The following is a 21,804-nucleotide window of genomic DNA, read 5'->3' on the forward strand; positions in this document are numbered from 1 at the left end:
GACTGCAGAAGGGATGAGTCCGGTGCACACGACGAGCGGGCGCGCAGGGCCGTCAGTGAACGGTCGGCTGCGTCGCTACCCGCGTCGTGATCATCGTCGGCCACAAGAGCGTCGTGTGGCCGTTACCGCTTGGGCTGGTTGCCGGCCCATCTGGACTTTGGAACGCTATCCACTGGCTACCGCCCTGGCTTTGCGAAACGCCAAGGCGCCGGTGCTCGCTCGCTAAAAATTAGGGTTTTCTGGTGTCGGGGGAAGTCGGGTCCACGTGGCCCATTGTGGGGCGAGATCTGGAGTTGCGGCGGTCTCTGGCGGCCCTGAGTAACGGCGAATTTCACGGGGTGGCGCTGGTCGGCGACAGCGGGGTGGGCAAGTCGACGCTGGCGCGCATGCTGGCGAAAACGGTTGAATCAGCCGGCCGGACAGTGCGATTCGCGCTCGGCACTCAAACGGGCTACGCAGTGCCGCTCGGCGCGTTCTCTCGCTCGGTCAGCCTCGGGGTGACCCACGAACCGGCGGTCATGCTGGCCGCTGCGCACAAGACGCTGGCTCAAGAGAAGAACCTGGTGGTGGTTGTCGACGACGCGCAGCTGCTCGATCCGTTGTCGGCCACGTTGGTCAATCAGCTGGCGGCCGGGCGCAGCGCGCGACTGATCGTGACGATCCGGTCCGGTGAGCCAGTCTCGGATGCGGTGACAGCGTTGTTGAAGGAACGCATATTGCTCACCGTTCACGTCGATCCGTTCACCCGCGAGCAGACCGCCCTGCTGGCCGGGGCGGTGCTGGACGGTCCCGTCGATTTCCCACTGGTCGACGAGCTGTTCGAGCGCAGCGCGGGAAATCCGTTGCTACTGCGCGGTTTCCTGGCCGCCGGCCAAGAAAGTGGCGCGCTGGTTCGGACCCAAGAGGGCTGGCAACTTCGGGGACCGTTGTGCGCCGACCGCGAACTGCGCGACGCGTTGGAGTTTCGGCTGCAATCCCTGAGTCCGGACGAGTTGGAGGTGGTCGAGATCCTTGCCACCGCCGAGCGGCTGAAGTGGGAGGTCCTGCGGGACATCTGCGATGCGGAGGCGCTGGCGAGCCTGGAGCGGCGCGGTCTGATCCAGTTGGTCGCCGACGGGTCCCACGCGGTGGCGCAGTTGAGTCACCCCATGCTCGGTGAAGCGGCGACCCGGCATGCCGGGATGGTGCGCGCGAGGCAAGTCAACGGCAAGCTGGCGCGGGCCCTGCAGAAGCACGAGCGGGCCGGGGGACGCGTGCTCAGGTTGCCCGGCCTGCAAGGCCGAATCCGGTTGGCGCAGTTCATGATGCGCAGCGACCTGGAGCCCGACCTCGACGTGGTCACCGAGGCCGCCGCGGACGCGTTGGCGATGTCGAATGTGGTGCTGGGCGAGGACCTGGCGAGGTTCGCGCTCGATCGCGGCGGTGGGGTGCCGGCCGCCTTGGTGCTTGCCGAGGCGGTGTGTTGGCAGGGCCGCGGCGAGGAGGCCGATTCCGTGCTCATCGACGCCGAACCCGACGGCGGGGACGAATGGCTGGTAGCGCGCTGGGGCTGCCTGCGCGCTGCGAACCTGTACTGGGGCTGCGCAGACGCCGAAGCCGCAACCCGGGCCCTCGATGACGTGAAAAAGCGGGTGACCTCCGAGGCGGGCATGCAGCTGATCGACGCGCTGGAGCTGTCCATGGGCTACTTCCGAGGCGACGTCGAGACGACCATCGCGCTTGGTCCAGCCCTATGCGAGTCCGATTTACTACCGATTGCGACGGTGTGGGCTGCCTTCCCCACCTGCGGCGCCCTGGCGGCGGCCGGCCGATTCTCTGACGTCAGCAGGGTGGCCGACGTCGGGTTGCATGCGGCCACGCTGTGCGGCCTGGGGCCGCATCAGTTCAACATCGGGATGGCCGAGGTCATGGCCGCGATCGCCGCAGGCAACGATCGCACGGCCGAGCGCGCCTACAAGCGTTATTCCGCGATGGCCAACGGCCTTCCAGAACTGGAGGCCATGGTGAACGCGATGCTGGGCCTCGTGCACGTCGCACGCGGCGAGCTCGCGTCCGCGTGCGCGGCGTTCGTCAAATCGCAGGCGGTGATCGCTGAGGGGTTTCCGTCGCCGTGGTTGGTCCTGGTGGCCGCCCGCCATGCGCAGGCCGAGGGCGGGCGGGGGGACAATGCCGCGGCGGCGGCGGCGCTGCGGCGCGCGGAGAAGGCCTACGGACCGCATGTTGCGGTGTTCTTGCCCGAACTCGAGCTCGCCCGGGCCTGGGAGCGGGTGTCCGCCGGCGACACCACGGGTGCCCAGGCGCATGCGCTGCGCGCGGCACAAACCGCGCGAGTCGCCGGGATGCACGCCGTCGAACTACAGGCGCGCCATGCCGCCGTGCGTTTCGGCGATCGTTCGCAGGCCACGCGGCTGGAGCAGCTCGCCCGCATCCTGAACACCACGTTGGCCGAGGCGGTCGCCGACCATGCCCGCGGGCTGGCGCGGCACGACGGCGATCTGCTCGACGCCGCGGCACATCGGTTCGCTGACCTTGGCGCGTTTGCCTTCGCCGCCGACGCGTCGGCTCAGGCCGCCGGCGAACACGCCCGCCGTGGCGACCGCACGAAGAAATACGACTCCTCCACCCGCGCACACGCGCTGGCCAGTCAATGCGGTCTACGCACCCCGTCGGTCGACGCGTCGGCTCGCCCGCTTCCGTTCAGCGGCCGCGAACGCCAGATCGTGATGCTGGTCGCGGCCGGCCTGTCCAACCGGCAGATCGCCGATCGGCTGGTCATCTCGGTACGCACGGTGGAGGGACACCTGTACCGGATTTTCACCAAACTCGGCATCAACAATCGCGACCAACTCATCTGCCTTACCCGCAAGGAGCCGTCCGCGCGAGGCGAGTTGTCACTTGGTGACGACGAGTCCCTGGGTTACGGACGCCACGACCACCCCCGGACCGGCTGACTCTCCATAGATAATCTATGAATTTCGGCGGGCCGCCACTCTATCTCTGCGCAGGCACCACTCGACTTAGCTGTGGATTCCGATGATGCCTGCTTGAGGGGCCATACGCTCCCGCCCATGAGAGGTATTCGGAAGCGCACAGTCGCGATCGTCGACCACGATGTCGACCCATCCGCGGTCACGGTTTTGCCACGACAGCCGCTCACAGTCGAGGGCCGGCCCGCATCGGGCTGCCTGGCCGTGACCTTGGCGTCGCTTGAGAATTTCAGGCTTTATCTGGCGGCAGCGAGTTCAGCCTTCATGTAGCGAACGGCGAGCTCGGACCGTCTCGTCGGGCAGACGAGAGCGGCACCGGCTCGCTGTAGTCGACGAGCGCACCGGTATCGGCCGCCTTGTCGGCGGCGTCGGTGGGAGTGGGGAAACTTTGACGCACCGGGTGAATGAATCGACGTGGCCCATCGTGGGCCGCGATGCCGAGTTCCGGCGATCACTGGCGGCGCTCAGCAACGGGGACTTCAGCGGGGTGGCCCTGGTCGGCGACAGCGGGGTGGGCAAGTCGACGCTGGCGCGGATGCTGGCGAAGACGGTCGAGTCGGCCGGCCGCACGGTGCGATTCGCCCTGGGCACCCAAACAGGTTGCGCCCTGCCGCTCGGCGCGTTTTCTCGCGTGGTGAGTCTCGGCGTGGGACACGAACCGGCGATCATGCTGGCCGCCGCGCACAACACCTTGGGGCAGGACAAGAACCTGGTGGTGGTGGTGGTCGACGACGCGCAGCTGCTCGATCCGTTGTCGGCCACCTTGGTCAACCAGCTGGCGGCCGGTCGCAGCGCACGGTTGATCGTGACGATCCGGTCGGGGGAACCGGTCTCGGATGCGGTGACCGCGCTGTTGAAAGAACGGCTGCTGCTGACCGTGCACATCGATCCGTTCACCCGCGAGCAGACCGCCCTGTTGGCGGGTGCGGTGTTGGGGGGCCCAGTCGAGTCGGGATTGGTCGACGAGCTGTTCGAGCGCAGCGCGGGAAATCTGTTGCTACTGCGTGGTTTTCTGGCCGCAGGACGGGAAAGTGGGGCGCTGGTTCACACGGAGGAGGGTTGGCAACTGCGAGGTCCGTTGCGCGCCGACCGCGAGCTGCACGACGCGTTGGACTTCCGGCTGCAATCGCTGAGTCCAGCGGAGCTGGAGGTGGTGGAGATTTTGGCCACCGCCGAGCTGCTGGAATTGGAGATCCTGCGTGAAATCTGCGATGCCGATGCAATGGCACACCTGGAACGCCGCGGCCTGATCCAGTTGGTCGCCGATGGATCCCACACCCTGGTGCAACTCAACCACCCCATGCTCAGTGAGGCGGCGACCCGACGCGCCGGGATGGTGCGCTCGCGACAAATCAACGGCCTCTTGGCGAAAACCCTTCGAAGGCATCTGCGGACAGCGGGCCGGCGCTCGCAGTTGCCCGATCTGCGGGGCCGGATCCAGCTGGCGCAGTTCATGATGCGGAGCGACCTCGATCCCGACCTGAGTGTGGCCGTCAAGGCGGCCGCCGACGCGTTGGCGATGTCGAACGTGGTGCTGGGCGAGGAGTTGGCCAGGTTTGCGGTCGATCGTGGCGGTGGCCTGCCGGCCGCGTTGGTGCTCGCCGAGGCGGTGAGTTGGCAAGGTCGCGGCGAGGAAGCCGAAGCCATCCTGCTGGACGTCGACGTCGACGTCGATGATGCCGACGAGTGGTCGGTCGCCCGGTGGGGGTGTCTACGAGCCGCCAACCTGGCGTGGGGGTGTGGTGACGCGGAAACCGCGGGGCGAGTACTGAGCGACGTGAAGCAGCGTGTTGCGTGCGAGGGGGGCCTGCATCTCATCAACGCCCTGGAGGTTTCTATCGGGTTCTTCTGCGGTGATGTTGCGAGCACGATCGAAGCCGGGCCGGCGCTGTGCGAGTCCGATGTCATGCCCATGGCGACCGTGTGGGCGGCCGTCGCGACCTGCGGTGCCTTGATGGCCGCCGGACGGTTTGCCGAAGTCGGCCCCATAGCCGAGGCGGGACTGCGCGCGACCGCGCTCTGCAAAGCCGGATCGCAACGGTTCGCCATCGGGGTCGCCGAGGTCATGGTCGCGGCCGCTTCCGGTGACTATCCCGCGGCCGAGCGGATCCACAAGCGCTATGCCGCGATGGCCATCGGCATCCCGGCGGCCGAGGCCATGGTCGACGCCATGCTCGGGCTCGTGCAGGTCACCCGCGGTGAGCTGCCGGCGGCCTGCGCTACCCTCGACCGCTCGATCTCCGAACTGTCCCAAGGTTTTCCGTCGCCGTGGTTGCTGGTGGTGGCCGCCCTGCACGCGCAGGCCGAAGGGGCGCGGGGCGAGAGTGCGGCGGCCGCGGCGGCGCTGCGGCGCGCGGAGAAAGTCTACGGCCCGCATGTTGGCGTGTTCTTGCCCGAACTCGAGCTCGCCCGGGCCTGGGAGCGGGCGGCGGCCGGGGACCCGGCGGCCGCCCAGGCGCACGCGCTGCAAGCGGCGGAGACCGCACGAGCGGCCGGGATGAACGTGGCGGAGATGCGGGCACGCCATGCCGCCGTGCGCTTCGGCGACCGTTCGCAGGCCACCCGCTTGGCGGAGCTCGTCGAGACGTTGAACACTCCATCGGCGCGGGCCGTCGCCGACCATGCCCGCGGCCTGGCGCAACACGACGGCGACCTGCTCGACGCCGCGGCACACCGGTTCGCTGACCTCGGCGGTCTGGCGTTTGCCGCCGACGCGTCGGCTCAGGCCGCGGGCGAGCACGCCCGCGCGGGCGACCGTCGCAAGGAGGTCGAATCGTCGACCTGGGCACACGCCCTGGCCAGCCGATGCGGGTCGCGGACACCCGCGCTCGAGGCCGCCGCGCGTCCCCTTCCGTTCAGTGGCCGCGAACGCCAGATTGTGCTGCTGGTCGCGGCCGGTCTGTCCAACCGGCAGATCGCCGATCGGCTGGTGATCTCGGTGCGCACGGTCGAGGGCCATTTGTACCGCCTTTTCACCAAATTGGGCATCAACAATCGCGACGAACTCATCCGCCTGATGAGCCGAGATGCGTCGTGACCGAACGCGCTATTTGGGCGTTCGGGTGGGGCCAGATCTGATCGCTCCAGCGGCTGCTGTGTAATCCACCCGAGCGTGCGGGTCCGCCCCAGGTCGTTCGCAAACCGAAAGACATTCCCTTGCAAGCGGATAGCGTCCGTGCCGCACGCCGGGCGTCCGGCACGGATAACCCGTCTTGCGCTCGTCGGTGAGCGTTTGAGCACTCGGTGACCACTGGTCAAAAACGCCGTTACCAATCCGTTACGCACTGCGCGGCCGATGACTACTCGATCTGTGCGCGCGTACCACTTGAGTCGAATCAATCGGTCCATGACAGTTGTTCGAGCAAACTTAAGCTCCCGCACATGACATCATGCCTGGCGGGCATGGCCGGTTGGACTCCCGCGATTGTGGACTACGACCGGATCTCCAAAAACCCGCCAAAGCCGTTGCACCGGGCGGCCGTTGGGGCCGGCACCGGGGCCGGCGCAACCATACCGATGCTGCCCACTGCCGCATGGCGCACGCGCGCAACTCTCGTCGCCGCAAGCGCGGGCCTGCATCACGGACGTTCACGCATGTGCAAATTCCTCCACCGGGCCGGGGCGAGCACGCAATACACCTACGCCGTTTCTAGAGGTTGAAATCATGTCTCACAGCCACCGCGTGGTCGACCATATCGTCGGGCATCTCGCGTCAATCGGGGTCGACTACATATTCGGCGTCGACGGCGGCAACATCGAGGACCTGTACGACGCCGCATTCTTGCATTCGGACATCGACGCGGTGCTGGCCAAACAGGAGTTCTCGGCCGCCGCGATGGCCGACGGATACAGCCGCAGCCGCGGTGGCTTTGGTGTGGTGGCGACGTGCGGCGGAGGCGCGCTGAACCTTGTTGCCGGGCTTGGGGAATTGTTCACCAGTCGCATGCCGCTATTGGCGCTGGTGGGCCAGCCACCGACCACGATGGATGGTCGCGGCAGCTTCCAGGACACGAGCGGTCGCAACGGTTCGCTGAACGCCGAGGCGCTGTTCTCCGAGGTGTCGGTCTTCTGCCGCCGGGTGCAGACCCCCGCCGACATCGCCTCGGCATTGCCCGCCGCCGTGGCAGCGGCGCGCACGGGTGGCCCGGCGGTGTTGTTGCTGCCCAAAGACATTCAGCAATCGCAGGTAAGCATCAATGGCTTCATGCCTGAACACGGAATCGAGCGGCCGCGAGACATCGGCGATCCGCGTCCGATCGTGGGAGCGCTGCGCCGGGTGAGCGGTCCGGTGACGATCATCGCCGGTGAGCAGGTGGTCCGCGACGACGCGCGCGCCGAACTGGCATCCTTGCGGGCCGTGCTGCGCGCGCGGGTGGCATGCGTGCCCCACGCCAAGGACGCCGCAGGCACACCGGGTTTCGGGTTGTCGTCGGCGCTTGGCGTCACCGGCGTCATGGGCCACCCGGGTGTGGTGGAAGCGGTGGCGGATAGCGCGTTGTGCCTGGTGGTGGGCACCCGGCTACCGGTGACAGCCCGCGCCGGCCTGGACGCTGCCCTGGCCGCCGTGCCCACCATCTCGATCGGGTCGGTACCGCCGTACGTCGCGTGTACCCACGTCCACACCGACGACCTGCAGGCCTCGCTGCGAATGTTGACCAGCGCGCTGACCGGCCGCGAGCGGCCAACCGGGATTCGAGTGCCGGATGCGGTATCCAGCACCGAGTTGACGCCGCCGCGGTTCGACGGTCCCGGTGTGCGTTACCGCGAAGCGATGGGCATGCTCGACCGCCTGTTGCCCGACGGCGCGGACATCGTGGTCGACGTCGGCAACAGCGGCGCCGCGGCCGTCCACTATCTACCGGTTCGGCGCGGGGGCCGGTTCGCGGTCGCCCACGGCATGGGTTACAGCTTTGGCGCCGGCATCGGAATGGCGTTGGGGCGTACCAAGTTCGGGCGACAGACCGGGCGCGTCGTGGTGCTAGCCGGGGACGGCGCCTTCTTCATGCACGGCATGGAGGTGCATACCGCAGTGCAATACCGGTTACCGGTGACGTTCGTCTTGTTCAACAACAACGCCCGCGCCATGTGCGCAATGAGCGAAAAGTTGTTCTACGGAAATCGGCACAGTTACAACACCTTCACGACGAGTCGGCTCGGGGCCGGCCTCGCTGCGATGTTCCCACAGCTTCCAGCGGTTGACGTCAGCGACGTCGACGGCTTCAGCGCCGCCATGCATTCGGCGCTGGAGGCCGATGGACCGTCGGTGATCAGCGTCGAATGCGCCGCCGGCGAAATTCCTCCTCTCTCGACGTTTCTCGGGCCTGTGACGTCGGAACCTGTTGCTTGCCAAGGTGTCACGAAGGAGAACAGAACCGATGTCGTCTTCAGCGCTTGACGACATCGCCGCCCGTATCGGCACCAGCGCACTTTCAACGCCTACATCAGCCTAACTAGGAGTACGTCGCGATCATGCTCAATTACGGTACGCAAAACGACCTGCTGGGACCGTTGACCGCAGCTCAGCGGTCGATCTGGACTGCTCAACTGCTGCAGCCCGAAGTCTCTTACAACTTTGCCGGCTACGTCGTGATCGACCACGATGTCGACGCCGAAAGGCTCAGCGATGCCTGCCAAGCGGCCACGAGCCGGTTCGGAACACCTTGCGCGAGGCCGTCTTTGGATGACGGCGAGCTGGTCTTCATCGTCGACCGCTCGCTTCCGCAGACCTTGCGCTGCATCGACCTGCGCACCGAGCGCGACCCGGTGGCCGCCGCTCGCGGCTGGATGCAAGACGACTACCGCCGGCCGTTCGATCCGCTGCGCGACCGCCTTTGTGACTTGGCGCTGCTGCGGATCACCGACGAATTGTCGTACTTCTACTTGCGCACCCACCACGTTCTCTTCGACGGGTTCGGGGCGAACAACTTCATCCGCTACATCGCCGCCGTGTACACGGGTTCGGTTTCCGACACCACCGACGTCGTCGACTTCTCCGAGTTTGCGCTGATCCGTGACGCGGAACTGAAGTACCAGGAGTCGTCGCGCTGCGCTGCCGATGCCGAGTACTGGAAGGCCGTCATGCGCGAGCCTTTGGAGGTCACCGACCTGGCAGGTACGCGCAGGCTCGCGCCGCCGCGCCACCCCGTCGTGCACGAACTGGTGTGCAAGCACCGCGTGTCCGACGACGGGCGCGGCCAGTTCGATGTCGCACGGGCGATCGCGACGGTGGCGGTTTTCATCGCGAAAACGACGGGGCGGCAGAACGTCTCGATGTCGTTGGCGGTTTCGGGACGCACGACCGCGGCGCTGAAACGGTGTGCCGGCATGATGTCGAACCTGTTGCCGCTGCGCGTCAGCGTCGACGACGGCGAAAGCATGGCCGCGCTGACCGATCGGGTCGGCAAGGACTTGATCGGTGCGCTGCGCCATCAGCAATTCCGGCGCTGGCCGGATCTGATTGCCGATACGGCCCCTCTGGACATGAACGTCGAGTTCGGGCCGGTGATCAACGTGATGGCCTTCGCCGAGCCGCTTCGTTTCGGACCGTCGGAAGCGACCTTCGAGGTCTTCAACTTCCCCGTACAGGACGTCGCGTTCAACATCTATCCGCGGACGGTCGACGGCAGGCCGCGAATTCAGTTCGCGTGGAACCCGGATCGCTACACCGCCGACGAAATGGCCAGGCACATCCGTCGTCTGGAATTGCTCCTCGACCGCCTACTCGTACCCGATGCCTCGGTGACGGTGGGACGGGTGTCGGTGCTGGATCGCGGTGAGCGCGATCTGGTGTTGTCGGGCTGGTCCGGGTTCGGGCTGCGCGCTCCGGTCGGGGTGGCGCCGCAGTTGTTGGCCGTGGCGGTGGCCGCGGATCCAGACGCGGTGGCGGTGCTCGACGGTGTTCGGCAGGTGTCCTATCGCGAACTGGACGAATGGTCAACGCGGTTGGCGCGGGTGCTGATCGAGGCTGGGGTCGGCCCCGAGCGCGCGGTCGGCGTGGCGATGGATCGCTGCGCGGAGTTGCTGGTGGCCTGGTGGGCGGTGGCCAAGGCCGGCGGCGTCTATGTTCCGGTCGATCGTTCCCACCCGGTGGAGCGGATCGCCACGGTGCTCGACGCGGTGGACGCCGTGTGCATGGTGACCTGCGGCACCGACACCGTGGCCGGGGCCGGGACGCGCCCGGTGCTGCGCATCGACGGCATGGACCTGTCCGGACGGTGCGCCAAGCCCATCACCGACGCCGACCGGCGCGGGAAACTCGAGGTCGGCAACACCGCCTACGTCATGTTCACGTCGGGGTCCACCGGCACGCCCAAGGGCGTAGTGGTCAGTCACGCCGGCCTGGTGGGATTGGCTGCGGCGCAATGCAAGGTGTACGGGTTGGGCGCGCAATCGCGGGTGCTGATGGTGGCCGCGCCGACGTTCGACGCGTCGATCTTCGATGTGTTGTGGGCGGTCGGCTCGGGGGCGACGTTGGTGGTTGCCCCGCCGCAGGCCTACGGCGGCGAGGCGCTGACCGCATTGCTGGACGAGCAGCGGGTCAGCGCGGCGGTGGTGACGCCCACGGTGCTGGCCTCGCTGGATCGGTCCCGGCTCGACGAGGTGGACACGCTGGTAACCACGGGAGAGGCCTGCCCGCCGGAGTTGGTGGCCGCCTGGGCACCGGGCCGGCGGATGTTCAACGGCTACGGACCTTCCGAGGCCACCATCTGCGCCACCTCCACCGCGCCGCTGTCGGCGGGGCAGCCGGTCACCATCGGCGCGCCGATTCCCGGCATGTGCGCGCTGGTGCTCGACGCACGGCTCAACCCCGCCCCGATCGGGGTGGCCGGCGAGCTCTATCTGAGCGGACCCGCGCTGGCGCACGGCTATCTCGGCCGCCTGGGGTTGACCGCCGAACGGTTTGTGGCCAACCCCTACGGCGATGCCGGGGGGCGGATGTATCGCACCGGCGATCTGGTGCGCTGGACGTCGGCCGGTTCCCTGGACTATCTCGGCCGAGCCGACGCCCAGATCAAGCTGCGCGGGCAGCGCATCGAACTTGGCGAAATCGAAAACACCCTGCTGGCCTGCCCGCAGGTCGGCCAGGCCGCCGCCACCGTGCACCGCGGCCCCACCGGCGACCGCCTGATCGGCTACGTCAGCGGCATGCCCGAGCCCGACCCGATCGTCGTCCGTCAGCGGCTGAGCGCGCGGCTGCCCGAATACATGGTGCCGGCCGAGATCGTGGTGCTCGACAAGTTGCCCCTGACCTCCTCGGGCAAAGTCGACCGGCGGGCCCTGCCTGCCCCGGTCGCCGCCGCCGCACCCTTCCGGGCCCCGGACACCGAGACGGAAAAGGTCATCGCCGAGGCGTTTGCCGACGTGTTGGGCGCGGACCGGGTCGGGCTCGACGACGACTTCTTCGCCCTCGGCGGGGATTCGATGACCGCCACCCGGGTGAGCGCGCGCCTACAGCTGGCACTGGGCAGGGAAGTGCCGGTGCGTTATCTGTTCGACGCGTCCACGGTCGCCACGCTCGCCGACTATCTGCACCGGCATCGTGGCGGCGCCGCACGCGCACCGTTGCAGGTGATGCCGCGCCCGGAGCGCGTTCCGCTGTCGTTCGCCCAAAGCCGGCTGTGGTTCCTGGACCGGTTCGAGGGCGGGGGCGCGACCTACAACATGCCGATCGCCTTCCGGATCAACGGGGCGCTGGATGTCGAGGCGCTGGGAGCGGCCCTCGATGACGTCATCGCCCGCCACGAATCCCTGCGCACCATATTTCCCGACGTCGACGGTGCGCCGTTCCAGCAGGTGTTGCCCGCCCGGGCGGGGATGTGGCGGCGCGGGGGCGCGGCGGTGGTGTCCGTGCCGGAGTCCGACGCGCTGCAGGAGCTGTTGACGCTGGTGGCGTACCGATTCGACCTGTCCGCCGAAATCCCGATCCGGGCCCAGATCTATTCCGTGGGACCCGAGCAGTATCTGGTGGGAATTGTCGTGCACCACATCACCTATGACGGGTGGTCACTGCCGCCGTTGGCCCGCGATGTGGCCGAGGCCTATCGGGCACGCCGGCAGGGCCTGGCCCCGCAGTGGGCGCCGCTGGCCGTGCAGTATGTCGACTACACGCTGTGGCAGCGCGCGCACCTGGGCGATCTCGACGACAGCGACAGCCCCATCGCCGCGCAGCTCGACTACTGGAAACACACGCTGGCCGGCATGCCCGAACGCCTGGCGCTGCCCACCGACCGGCCCTACCCGGCGGTGGCCGATTACCGCGGCGCCAGTGTGCCGGTCGACTGGCCGGCCGAGCTGCAGCGACGGGTGCGCGGGGTGGCCGGCGAGTACAACGCGACCAGCTTCATGGTGGTTCAGGCCGCCCTGGCGGTGTTGTTGGCCAAGCTCAGCGCCAGCAGCGACGTGGCGGTCGGGTTCTTGATCGCCGGCCGGCGCGACCCGGCACTGGATGAGCTGGTCGGCTATTTCATCAACACCTTGGTGCTGCGTGTCGACCTGGCCGGTGATCCCACCTTCGTCGAACTGCTGGCCCGGGTGCGCCAGCGCGGCCTGGCCGCCTTCGAACACCAGGACGTGCCCTTCGAGGTGCTCGTCGAGCGGCTGAACCCCACCCGAAGCGCGACCCATCACCCGCTGTTCCAGGTCGTGTTGTCCTGGCAGAACTTCGCCGGGCAGGACGACCCCGCCGCGGCGTTGGCCCTAGGCGACGTGCAGATCACGCCGCTGCCGGGCTCGCGGCGGGTCGTCGACGACACCCGGATGGATCTGGTGTTCTCCCTCGGCGAACGCTGGACCGAGGACGGCGAGCCGGCCGGCATCGGGGGCACGGTTGACTTCCGCACGGACGTGTTCGACGCGACCACCATCGAGACGCTGATCGAGCGGCTCCGATCGGTTTTGACCGCGCTGACCACCGATCCCGCGCGGCGGCTCTCGTCGGTGGACGTACTGGATGCCGGCGAGCACGCCGACATGGATGCCTGGGGCAACAGGGCGGTTTTGACCGAGCCCGCGGACACGTCGGTGTCGATCCCGGTGGTGTTCGCCGAGCAGGTGGCGCGCGCGCCGGAGGCGGTGGCGCTCAGCTGTGGGCGGCGTTCGTGGACCTACCGCGAGGTCGAGGAGGCCGCTAACCGGTGGGCGCACGTTCTGGTCAGCCACGGTGTCGGGCGGGGCCAGTGTGTGGCGCTGCTGTTGCCCCGCTCGGCCGAGGCGGTCGTGGCGATCCTGGCGGTGTTGAAGACCGGTGCGGCGTATCTGCCGATCGACCCGATGCATCCCGACAGCCGGGTCCGCTTCATGGTGGACGACGCCGGGCCGATCGTCGCGCTCACCACCGCCGGGCTGGCCGACCGGCTGGACGGGTGCGACCTGTTGGTCATCGACGTCGACGACCCACGCATCACGAGCTACCCGAGCGCGCGGCTGCTGGCGGCGGCTCCAGACGACATCGCCTACTTCATCTACACCTCGGGCACCACCGGCGCGCCCAAGGGGGTGCCGATCACCCACCGCAATGTCATCCGGCTGCTGCAGTCGCTGGACGCCGAGATGGCGCCGGGACAGGTGTGGACGCAGTGTCATTCCCTGGCCTTCGACTACTCGGTATGGGAAATCTGGGGCGCGCTGCTGCGCGGAGCGCGACTGGTGGTAGTGCCCGAGTCGGTGACCCGCTCACCAAAAGACTTGCACGCCTTGCTCGTTGCCGAACAGGTTAACGTGCTGAGTCAAACCCCCTCGGCGTTCTACGCACTGCAAACCGCCGACGCCCTGTCCCCGGAACTGGGCAGGCAGCTCAAATTGGAGACGGTGGTGTTCGGCGGGGAAGCGCTTGAACCGCAACGTCTTCGGACATGGCTGCACGACCACGCGGGACTGCCGCGTCTGATCAACATGTATGGCATCACCGAGACCACGGTGCACGCCTCGTTCCGGGAGATCGTCGCGGCCGACACCGACACCGCCGCGAGCCCGGTCGGGCGGCCGCTGTCACACCTGGCCTTCTTTGTGCTGGATGCGTGGTTGCGGCCGGCGCCGGCGGGCGTGGTCGGCGAGCTGTACGTGGCTGGTTCCGGTGTGGGACTTGGGTATTGGCGGCGGCCCGGCCTGACCGCGGCGCGGTTCGTGGCCTGTCCGTTTGTGGGCTCGGGAACTCGGATGTATCGGACCGGGGACCTGGTGTGCTGGGGTCCCGACGGGCAACTGCGGTATGTGGGGCGCGCCGATGAGCAGGTCAAGATCCGCGGGTATCGCATCGAGCTCGGCGAGATCGAGACCGTCCTCGCCGCATACCCGGGGGTGGCGCAGGCCGCGGTGATCGCCCACGCGACCAGCTCCGGCGCGAGTCCGGCCGAGCGGGTCAGCGACAAGCGATTGGTGGGCTATGTCGTGCTGAACCGAACGATCCCGACCGGGGAAGGCGATGAGTCGGCGATCGAACGCGTCGCCGAGCTACGCCGCTTTGTGGCCGGCCGGCTGCCCGAATACATGGTGCCGGCGGCGATCATGGTGGTGGAGTCGCTGCCGTTGACGGTCAACGGCAAACTCGACCGGCGGGCGCTGCCTGCGCCGGAATTCGTTACCGCGGAGGGCTATCGGGCGCCGCGTGATCAACGAGAACGGGTGTTGGCCGCACTGTTCGGCGAGGTGCTCGGGGTGGCGCGGGTCGGCATCGACGAGTCGTTCTTCGACCTCGGCGGGCATTCGCTGTCGGCGACCCGGCTGATCGCGCGGATCCGGACCGAACTGGGTGCCGAGGTTCCGATCCAGGCGTTGTTCGACGCGTCCACCGTGGCCGGATTGGCCGAGTGGATGAACGCGCACGCGGGGGAGCGGGCGAGGCCGGCGTTGACGGCACAGCAGCGGCCCCCGATGGTGCCGTTGTCCTACGCGCAGAGCCGGTTGTGGTTCATCGACCGGTTCCAGGGCGGCGCCGCGACCTACAACATCCCGATCGCCTTCCGGATCGTCGGGGCACTAGATGTCGAGGCTCTGGGCGCGGCCTTCGACGATGTCATCGCCCGCCACGAATCGCTGCGCACCATCTATCCCGACGTCGACGGCGTGCCGTTCCAGCACGTGTTGCCCGCCCAGGCGGGGATGTGGCGGCGCGGCGACGCGACGGTGGTGTCCGTGCCCGAGCAGAACTTGCTCGGCGAGTTGGCGGCGCTGCTGGGGTATCGCTTCGACCTGTCGTCGGAAGTCCCGATTCGCGCGCAGGTCTATTCGGTGGGACCCGACCATTATGTGGTGGGAATTGTGGTGCACCACATCGCCTTTGACGGGTGGTCCATGGTTCCGATGGTCCGTGATGTGGCGCAGGCCTATCAAGCGCGGCGGAACGGCACCGCCCCGGGGTGGGCGCCGCTGGCTGCGCAGTACGTCGATTACACGCTGTGGCAACGGGATTGGCTGGGCGCCGAGTCCGACCCCGACAGTGTGATCGCCGAGCAGTTGCGGTACTGGCGACAGGAATTGGCCGATGTGCCCGAGGCGGTGTCACTGCCGGCCGATCGGCCACGCCCGCCGGTGCCCAGTTACCGCGGTGATGCGGTGGAACTGCGCATCGAACCGCAGCTGTGGGCGGGGGTCAAAGCCGTGGCGGCGGCGCACAACGCGACGGTCTCGATGGTCCTGCAGGCGGCGTTGGCGATGCTGCTGCACCGCGTCGGCGCCGGCGAGGACGTGGTGATCGGCGCGACGATCGCCGGGCGGCTCGATGAGGCACTCGATGATCTGGTCGGCTTCTTCGTCAACTCGTGGGCGCTGCGAGTGGGGGTCAGGTCGGGCCACCGGTTCAGCGAGGTGCTCCAGCAGGTGCGGCAGAAGGCGCTGGACGCCTATGGCAACCAGGAAGTTCCGTTCGAACTGCTGGTCGAGCAGCTCAACCCGGTGCGCTCCACCGCGCATCACCCGCTGTTCCAGGTGGCTTTGGTCTTCCAGAACAACGCGCGCCCCGACACGGTGGCGATCGACGGGCTCAGCGTCGAGCCGCTCGCGGCGGAAGTCCACACCGCCAAGTTCGAGCTGGATTTCAGCATCGCCGAAGTGCCCACTGAGGACCCGGCCGCCCCGATGGCCGCCGGGACGGTGACGTATGCCACCGATCTGTTCGATCGGGTCACCGTCGAGCGGTTGGTCACCTGGTTCGGGCGGGTGATCGAGGCGGTGGTCGCCGATGCCGCGGTGGCGGTGGGAGACGTGGCACTGCTGGATCGCGATGAGCTCGAACTGCTGACGGGCTGGTCCGGTGCCGGCGCGCTGGACGCGCCGGCGGGGCTGGGCCCGCAGCTGTTGGCCGCGGCGGTGGCCGCCGATGCGGACGCGGTGGCGGTGGTCGACGGTGCGCGGCAGGTGTCCTACCGCGAACTGGACGTGTGGTCGACGCGGTTGGCCCGGGTGCTGATCGAGGCGGGGATCGGTCCCGAGCGCGCGGTCGGCGTGGCGATGGATCGCTGCGCGGAGTTGGTGGTGGCCTGGTGGGCGGTGCTCAAGGCGGGCGGCGTGTACGTGCCGCTGAATCGGGCGCATCCCGGCGAGCGGATCGCCACGGTGCTCGACGCGGTGGACGCCGTGTGCGTGCTGACCTGCGGCGCCGACACCGTGGCCGGGGCCGGGGCACGCCCGGTGGTGCGCCTCGACGGCATGGACCTGTCCGGGCGGTGCGCCAAGCCCATTACCAACGTTGATCGGCTGGCGCCGTTGGCGGTGGATGACACCGCGTACGTGATATTCACCTCCGGGTCCACCGGTGCCCCCAAGGGGGTGGCGGTCAGCCACGCCGGTCTACTGGGCGTGGCGGCGGCGCAGCGCGAGGCGTTCGGGTTGGGCGCCGAAGCCCGGATGCTGATGGTGGCCGCACCAACCTTCGATGCGTCGATCTTCGAGTGGTTGTGGGCGGCGGCGTCGCGCGCGACGTTGGTGGTGGCGCCCCCGGACGCGTACGCCGGTGCGGCCCTGACCGAGTTGCTGCGCGACCAGCGGGTCAGCGCGGCGCTGGTGACCCCGACGGTGCTGGCTTCACTGGATCGGGATCGGCTGGACGGACTCGAGACGCTGATCACGGGCGGGGAGGCGTGCCAGGCGGAGTTGGTGGCCGCCTGGGCGCCGGGCCGGCGCATGTTCAACGCCTATGGGCCTTCCGAGACCACCATCTGGGTCACCTATGCGCCGCTGTCGGCGGGGCGGCCTGTCAGCATCGGCGCACCGATCGCCGGGGTGCGTGCGTTGGTGCTCGATGCACGCCTCAAACCCGCGCCGATCGGGGTGGCGGGCGAACTGTATGTGGCCGGACCCGTGCTCGCCCACGGTTATGTGAAGCGGTCGGAGTTGACCGCGGAACGGTTCGTGGCCAACCCATTTGGGGACGCCGGCGAACGCATGTATCGCACCGGTGATCTGGTGCGCTGGACCTCGGCCGGCGTGCTGGAGTACCTGGGCCGCGTCGATGCGCAGATCAAGCTGCGCGGGCAGCGCATCGAACTCGGCGAGATCGAAAGCACGCTGCTGGCCTGCCCGCGGGTCACCCAGGCCGCGACCACCGTGCACCGCGGCCCCACCGGGGACCGCCTCGTCGGCTACGTCAGCGGCGTGCCGCAACCCGATCCCGCGGTCCTGCGTGAGCAGGTGGGCGCGCGGTTGCCCGATTACATGGTGCCGGCAGAAATCGTGGTGCTCGAAGAGTTTCCGTTGACCTCCTCGGGCAAAGTCGATCGTCGGGCGCTGCCGGCACCCGTGCTTGCCGCCGCCCCCTTCCGGGCCCCGGAAACCGAGACGGAAAAAATCGTCGCCGAGGTGTTCGCTCAGGTGCTGGGCGTGGACCGGGTCGGCCTCGACGACGACTTCTTCGCCCTCGGCGGCAATTCGATGATCGCCATCCAGTTGAGCACGCGGTTGCAGCAGGCGCTGGGCCGGGAAGTGCCGGTGCGCTATCTGTTCGATGCGTCCACCGTCGCCGGTCTTGCCGATTATCTGCATCGCGATCCCGGCTGCGAAGAAACCGTTTCCGTGCAAGAAGTGGTTCCGGTCCAAACCCTGAAAAAGGGTACCGGCGTTCCGCTGTTCTGCATTCACCCCGGGGGCGGGGTGAGCTGGCTCTATCAGGCGCTCGGCAATTACGTGGAGTGCCCGATCATCGGGATTCAACAGGTTCCCGATGGCGAAGAGGCCGAGCCCCGGTCAATTCGCGATATGGCGAACAACTACGCCGACCGAATTCAACGAGTTCATCCGGCCGGGCCCTACAACCTTCTCGGTTGGTCTTTCGGGGGCGTGGTCGCCCATCAAATCGCCATCGAGTTGCAGCGGCGCGGATGCGACATCAACTGCCTGATCCTGCTGGATGCACAACCCAGAACGGACGATCTACCCGAAGAGGATCTCCATGACTGGACCAGGCACATCGAAGCGCTGCGCTTCTATCGGATCGGCGGCCAAGAACAGGCTGAGGCGGTGACCTTCGAGCACATCGAAGCGCTGATCCGCGAACGGGGCGCCGCGGAATTCGCCGCGGAGTTCCCGCGCTACCAGCAGGTTCTGGATCTGTTCATTCGAAACATCAACAGCGACATCGAATTGGCTCAACGGCACGAGCCCGGTGTTTTCAATGGCGATGCGATCGTCTTTTCCGCTACGCGTGGCGAGACCAATCAGTCTCTGCTGCAAAGTTGGCGACCTTACGTTGCCGGCGACATCACCGAGCACGCGGTCGACTGTACGCACCAAGAGATGCTCACAACCGAATCGCTCAGCATGTACGGCAAACAACTCAAAGATTCATTGGAACAAGTTCGATCTGGCGAGGTCTGCCAGCCCCTCGATTGTGAGCGGCCCGGCGAACTCGAGCGGTTCGGGGAACGGAGGGGCACGTTGAGTACCGGCACGAGCACGATGGACGTCGTTCCCGGCGTCTGCCCATTCAGGCATCTGCAAGACCCGGCAGACGACATCGAGGCGACAGAGCCACAGGCCAAGCTGGCCTATGCGGATTACCTGCACATCGACGAGCTGCTGGGCGCGGTTCAGCCGTTGTTTGGGGACGGCGACCCCGTCGTCTGGGGCGACGAGAGGTACTTTCTGATCATCCACCAAGCCTCCGAGCTGTGGGTGTCGCAGATCTTGGTCGACCTCGACCTTGCCCTCGAGTCCGCCCGCCGTTCGGACTTCGACCGGGCGATCGGCCGGGTGAAACGCGCCAACGCCCTGCTCGAGCTGGTCGTGACGACGCAGAACGCCCTGCAACACCTTGCCGTGGACGATTTTCACCGGTTCCGGCCCCGGTTGCAGGGCATGAGCGCCGGGCAGTCGGCCCAGTTCACCACCATCCTGGCCGGCGTGCGCTACGCGCCCCTGGCGGCACTGCTCGAGATCGTTGCCGACCGGAGCAACGGCGACAGGCGCACCCGCCGGCAACGCCTGCACCTCGGAGCGCACCTCGACGTGTTCATCGCGGGCCTCATGCGCTGGCGGCTGGCGCACCTGGACGTGGTCAGCCCCTTCGTCGGGGACACCCGGGGGACGGGCGGCAGCGTGGGGATCGGCTTCCTGATCGACCGGCTCTTCGAGGGTTCCAGCCCCGCACCGGACCGAATGTTCAGCTGCTAGGCGAGTGGACCGCCACCGCGAGCCGACATGACCGTCGTGCGCTACGGCAGCCATCCGAGTCAATACGGCGAGCTCAGCCTTCCCGACGAGCCGGGGCCCTGGCCGGTCGCCGTGATCATCCATGGCGGGTTCTGGCGGACGGCTTACGGCGCCGACCTCGGCGCCGAGCTGGCCGCGGATCTGGTGCAGCACGGGTTCGCCGCCTGGAACCTCGAATACCGCAGGGTGGGCGACGACCCGGACCGCGGGGGTGGTGGTTGGCCGTCGACCTGTCTCGACGTTGCCGCCGCCGTCGACCTGCTTGCCGCGGACGGGCAGACCGTGGCGGCCGGGCGCCTCGATCTGTCGCGAGTCATCGCGATCGGGCATTCCGCGGGAGGCCACCTGGCCGGCTGGCTGGCCGGTCGAGGGTCAATGCCCGCCGGCGCCCCCGGGGCCTCGCCCCTGGTGCCGCTGACCGGCTTCCTCAGCCAGGCCGGAGTCCTGGATCTCGGTTTCGGCATGAAGGAGAACACGGGACGCGGAGCCATCCGAAAGTTCTTGGGCGCCTTGTCCAATGGCCCCGACGACGACACCGATACCGACACCGACACCCGGCTGGCGAGTCCGTGCGCCATGCTCCCCACCGGGGTCCCCTCGGTGTGCGTGCACGGCACGGCCGACGACGATGTGCCTCTGCGCCAGTCGCAGCGCTTCGTTGCCGCGGCGCGTCGGGCGGGCGACGACTCCCGTCTGCTGGTGCTACCCGGAGCCGATCACTACTCGCTCATCGATGTGACGTCCCCGTCCTGGGCGGTCTGCCGCGCGGCGGTGCGGGAGCTGGCGCGCCCGCGGCGACGGCCTCGGGAAGCGTCGTTGACGTCACTCCACCCGAGCGGCCCGCACGGTGGCGCCCCTGCCGGGAACGAGGCCGACCTCCAGGCGGATGGGTTCGTCGCGCGGGTCGACGGCGGTGAGGTCTACTGAACGCAGCACCGTCGCCAGGATGTGCGTGACTTCGAAGATGGCCAGCCGATCGCCCAGGCAGCGGTGTTCCCCGCCGCCGAACGGGATGAGTTCGTAGGAGCTGGGGCGGTGCTGCAGAAAGCGTTCTGGCCGAAACGCTTTCGGCTCCTCGTAGAGGTCCGGATGCCGGTGCACGGACTGGATGACGGCCATGATCGTCGTCCCGCCCGGAAAGTAGTGCCCGGCCAAGCTGAGCGGGCGGGGCACGAACCGCGAGACGAACATGAACGGCGGTCGCAATCGCAGGGTTTCCTGCACCACCGCGTTGAGATAGGTGAGCTCGGTGCCACGGCGCACCTCCGCGGTGGCCGCGGCGAGCGCGTGCGGCGTGCGGACCAGTCTTTCGATCACCCAGCTCACCAATGTCGCCGGGGGGTCGTAGCCGCCGATCATGATCCCGACCACCTGGTCGCGGATCTCCTTGTCCGACAGCGCATTACCGTCCGCGCGCAGCAAGGAATCAACGACGTCGTGGTACTCGAGCTCGGGGTGGCGCCGGCGGTGGGCGATCTCGTCGTACACCAGCTCGTCGCAGCGCCGCAGCTCGCGCTGAAACCGCGGCCACAACCGCAGCCCGCCGACCGAACGCAGGGTCGAGCGAATCGCGACCTGTCCGGACGCCGCCGTGCCGAGCAAGGCGCGCCACGCCGATTTCCACTGCGGCATCGTCGAATCGGGCACGGACAACACGACTTTCAAGATCGCTTCGAGTGACAGCTCGAGCATCCGCGGGTACACCGCCACCGTCGGTTCGTCCGCCCAGCCGTGGACCTCGTGCTCTGTTCGGGTCACGATGAACTCTTGCCACCGGGTCAGCGCGTCACCGCGCAACCGCGGCACCATCAACTTGCGCAACCGGCGGTGGTCGGGGCCGTCCACCAGGAAGACCGATCGGTCGCCCCAGAACGGATCCATGACGCGATGGGGCTGTGGGGCATTGGCGTCGTCGGCTGCCGCGGTGAACAGCGGCTTGATCAGCGCCGGATCCCGCACAAAAGCGACTTTGGCTCCGACGAGCCGAGATATCGGCGGGGGAGGAGACAGCCAGACTACGTCGCCGTACCGGTCGAACAGGTCGTCGAAGGCGGTGTCACCGCGTCGCGGCAGTGTCCACGCGAACTTGAACATCCCCGCGAGCCCGGGTCCCGCCGGGGTGGCGGCGCGCGCGATGCGCTGGGTTTCTACCATCGCCGAGCTCCTCACCCTCCCTGCG

General features: G+C 68.0%; 6 protein-coding genes. 5 read left to right on the top strand and 1 reads right to left on the bottom strand.

The features are described 5' to 3' along the window. The first annotated feature begins 275 nt into the window (after positions 1–275). From DQP57_RS07625 to DQP57_RS07645, 5 genes are all read left to right on the top strand, one after another. Positions 276–2,951 (top strand): helix-turn-helix transcriptional regulator, encoded by a 2,676-nt coding sequence (locus DQP57_RS07625; RefSeq protein WP_240631703.1) that lies wholly within the window; start codon positions 276–278, stop codon positions 2,949–2,951. Positions 2,952–3,411: 460 nt separating this feature from the next. Continuing rightward, a complete protein-coding gene (locus tag DQP57_RS07630; protein WP_112632423.1) occupies positions 3,412–6,024 on the top strand; it encodes a LuxR C-terminal-related transcriptional regulator in 2,613 nt (870 codons plus the stop codon). A 627-nt stretch (positions 6,025–6,651) separates the two neighbouring features. Continuing rightward, positions 6,652–8,382 carry a thiamine pyrophosphate-binding protein gene (locus DQP57_RS07635; RefSeq protein WP_112632400.1) on the top strand — a complete coding sequence of 577 codons (1,731 nt, stop codon included), beginning with the start codon at positions 6,652–6,654 and terminating at the stop codon, positions 8,380–8,382. Positions 8,383–8,456: 74 nt separating this feature from the next. After that, entirely contained in the window at positions 8,457–19,586 is an 11,130-nt protein-coding gene (locus DQP57_RS07640; protein ID WP_112632401.1) for a non-ribosomal peptide synthetase, read from the top strand. A gap of 27 nt (positions 19,587–19,613) precedes the next feature. Continuing rightward, a complete protein-coding gene (locus DQP57_RS07645) occupies positions 19,614–20,552 on the top strand; it encodes an alpha/beta hydrolase family protein (RefSeq protein WP_112632402.1) in 939 nt (312 codons plus the stop codon). Here DQP57_RS07645 and DQP57_RS07650 read toward each other — a convergent pair. Then, positions 20,448–21,779, bottom strand: coding sequence for a cytochrome P450 (locus DQP57_RS07650; protein WP_112632403.1), 1,332 nt, complete (start codon positions 21,777–21,779; stop codon positions 20,448–20,450). The genes DQP57_RS07645 and DQP57_RS07650 overlap by 105 nt on opposite strands. Positions 21,780–21,804: the final 25 nt, after the last annotated feature.

It is taken from the genome of Mycobacterium colombiense (assembly GCF_003284935.1).
Lineage (GTDB): Bacteria > Actinomycetota > Actinomycetes > Mycobacteriales > Mycobacteriaceae > Mycobacterium > Mycobacterium arosiense_A.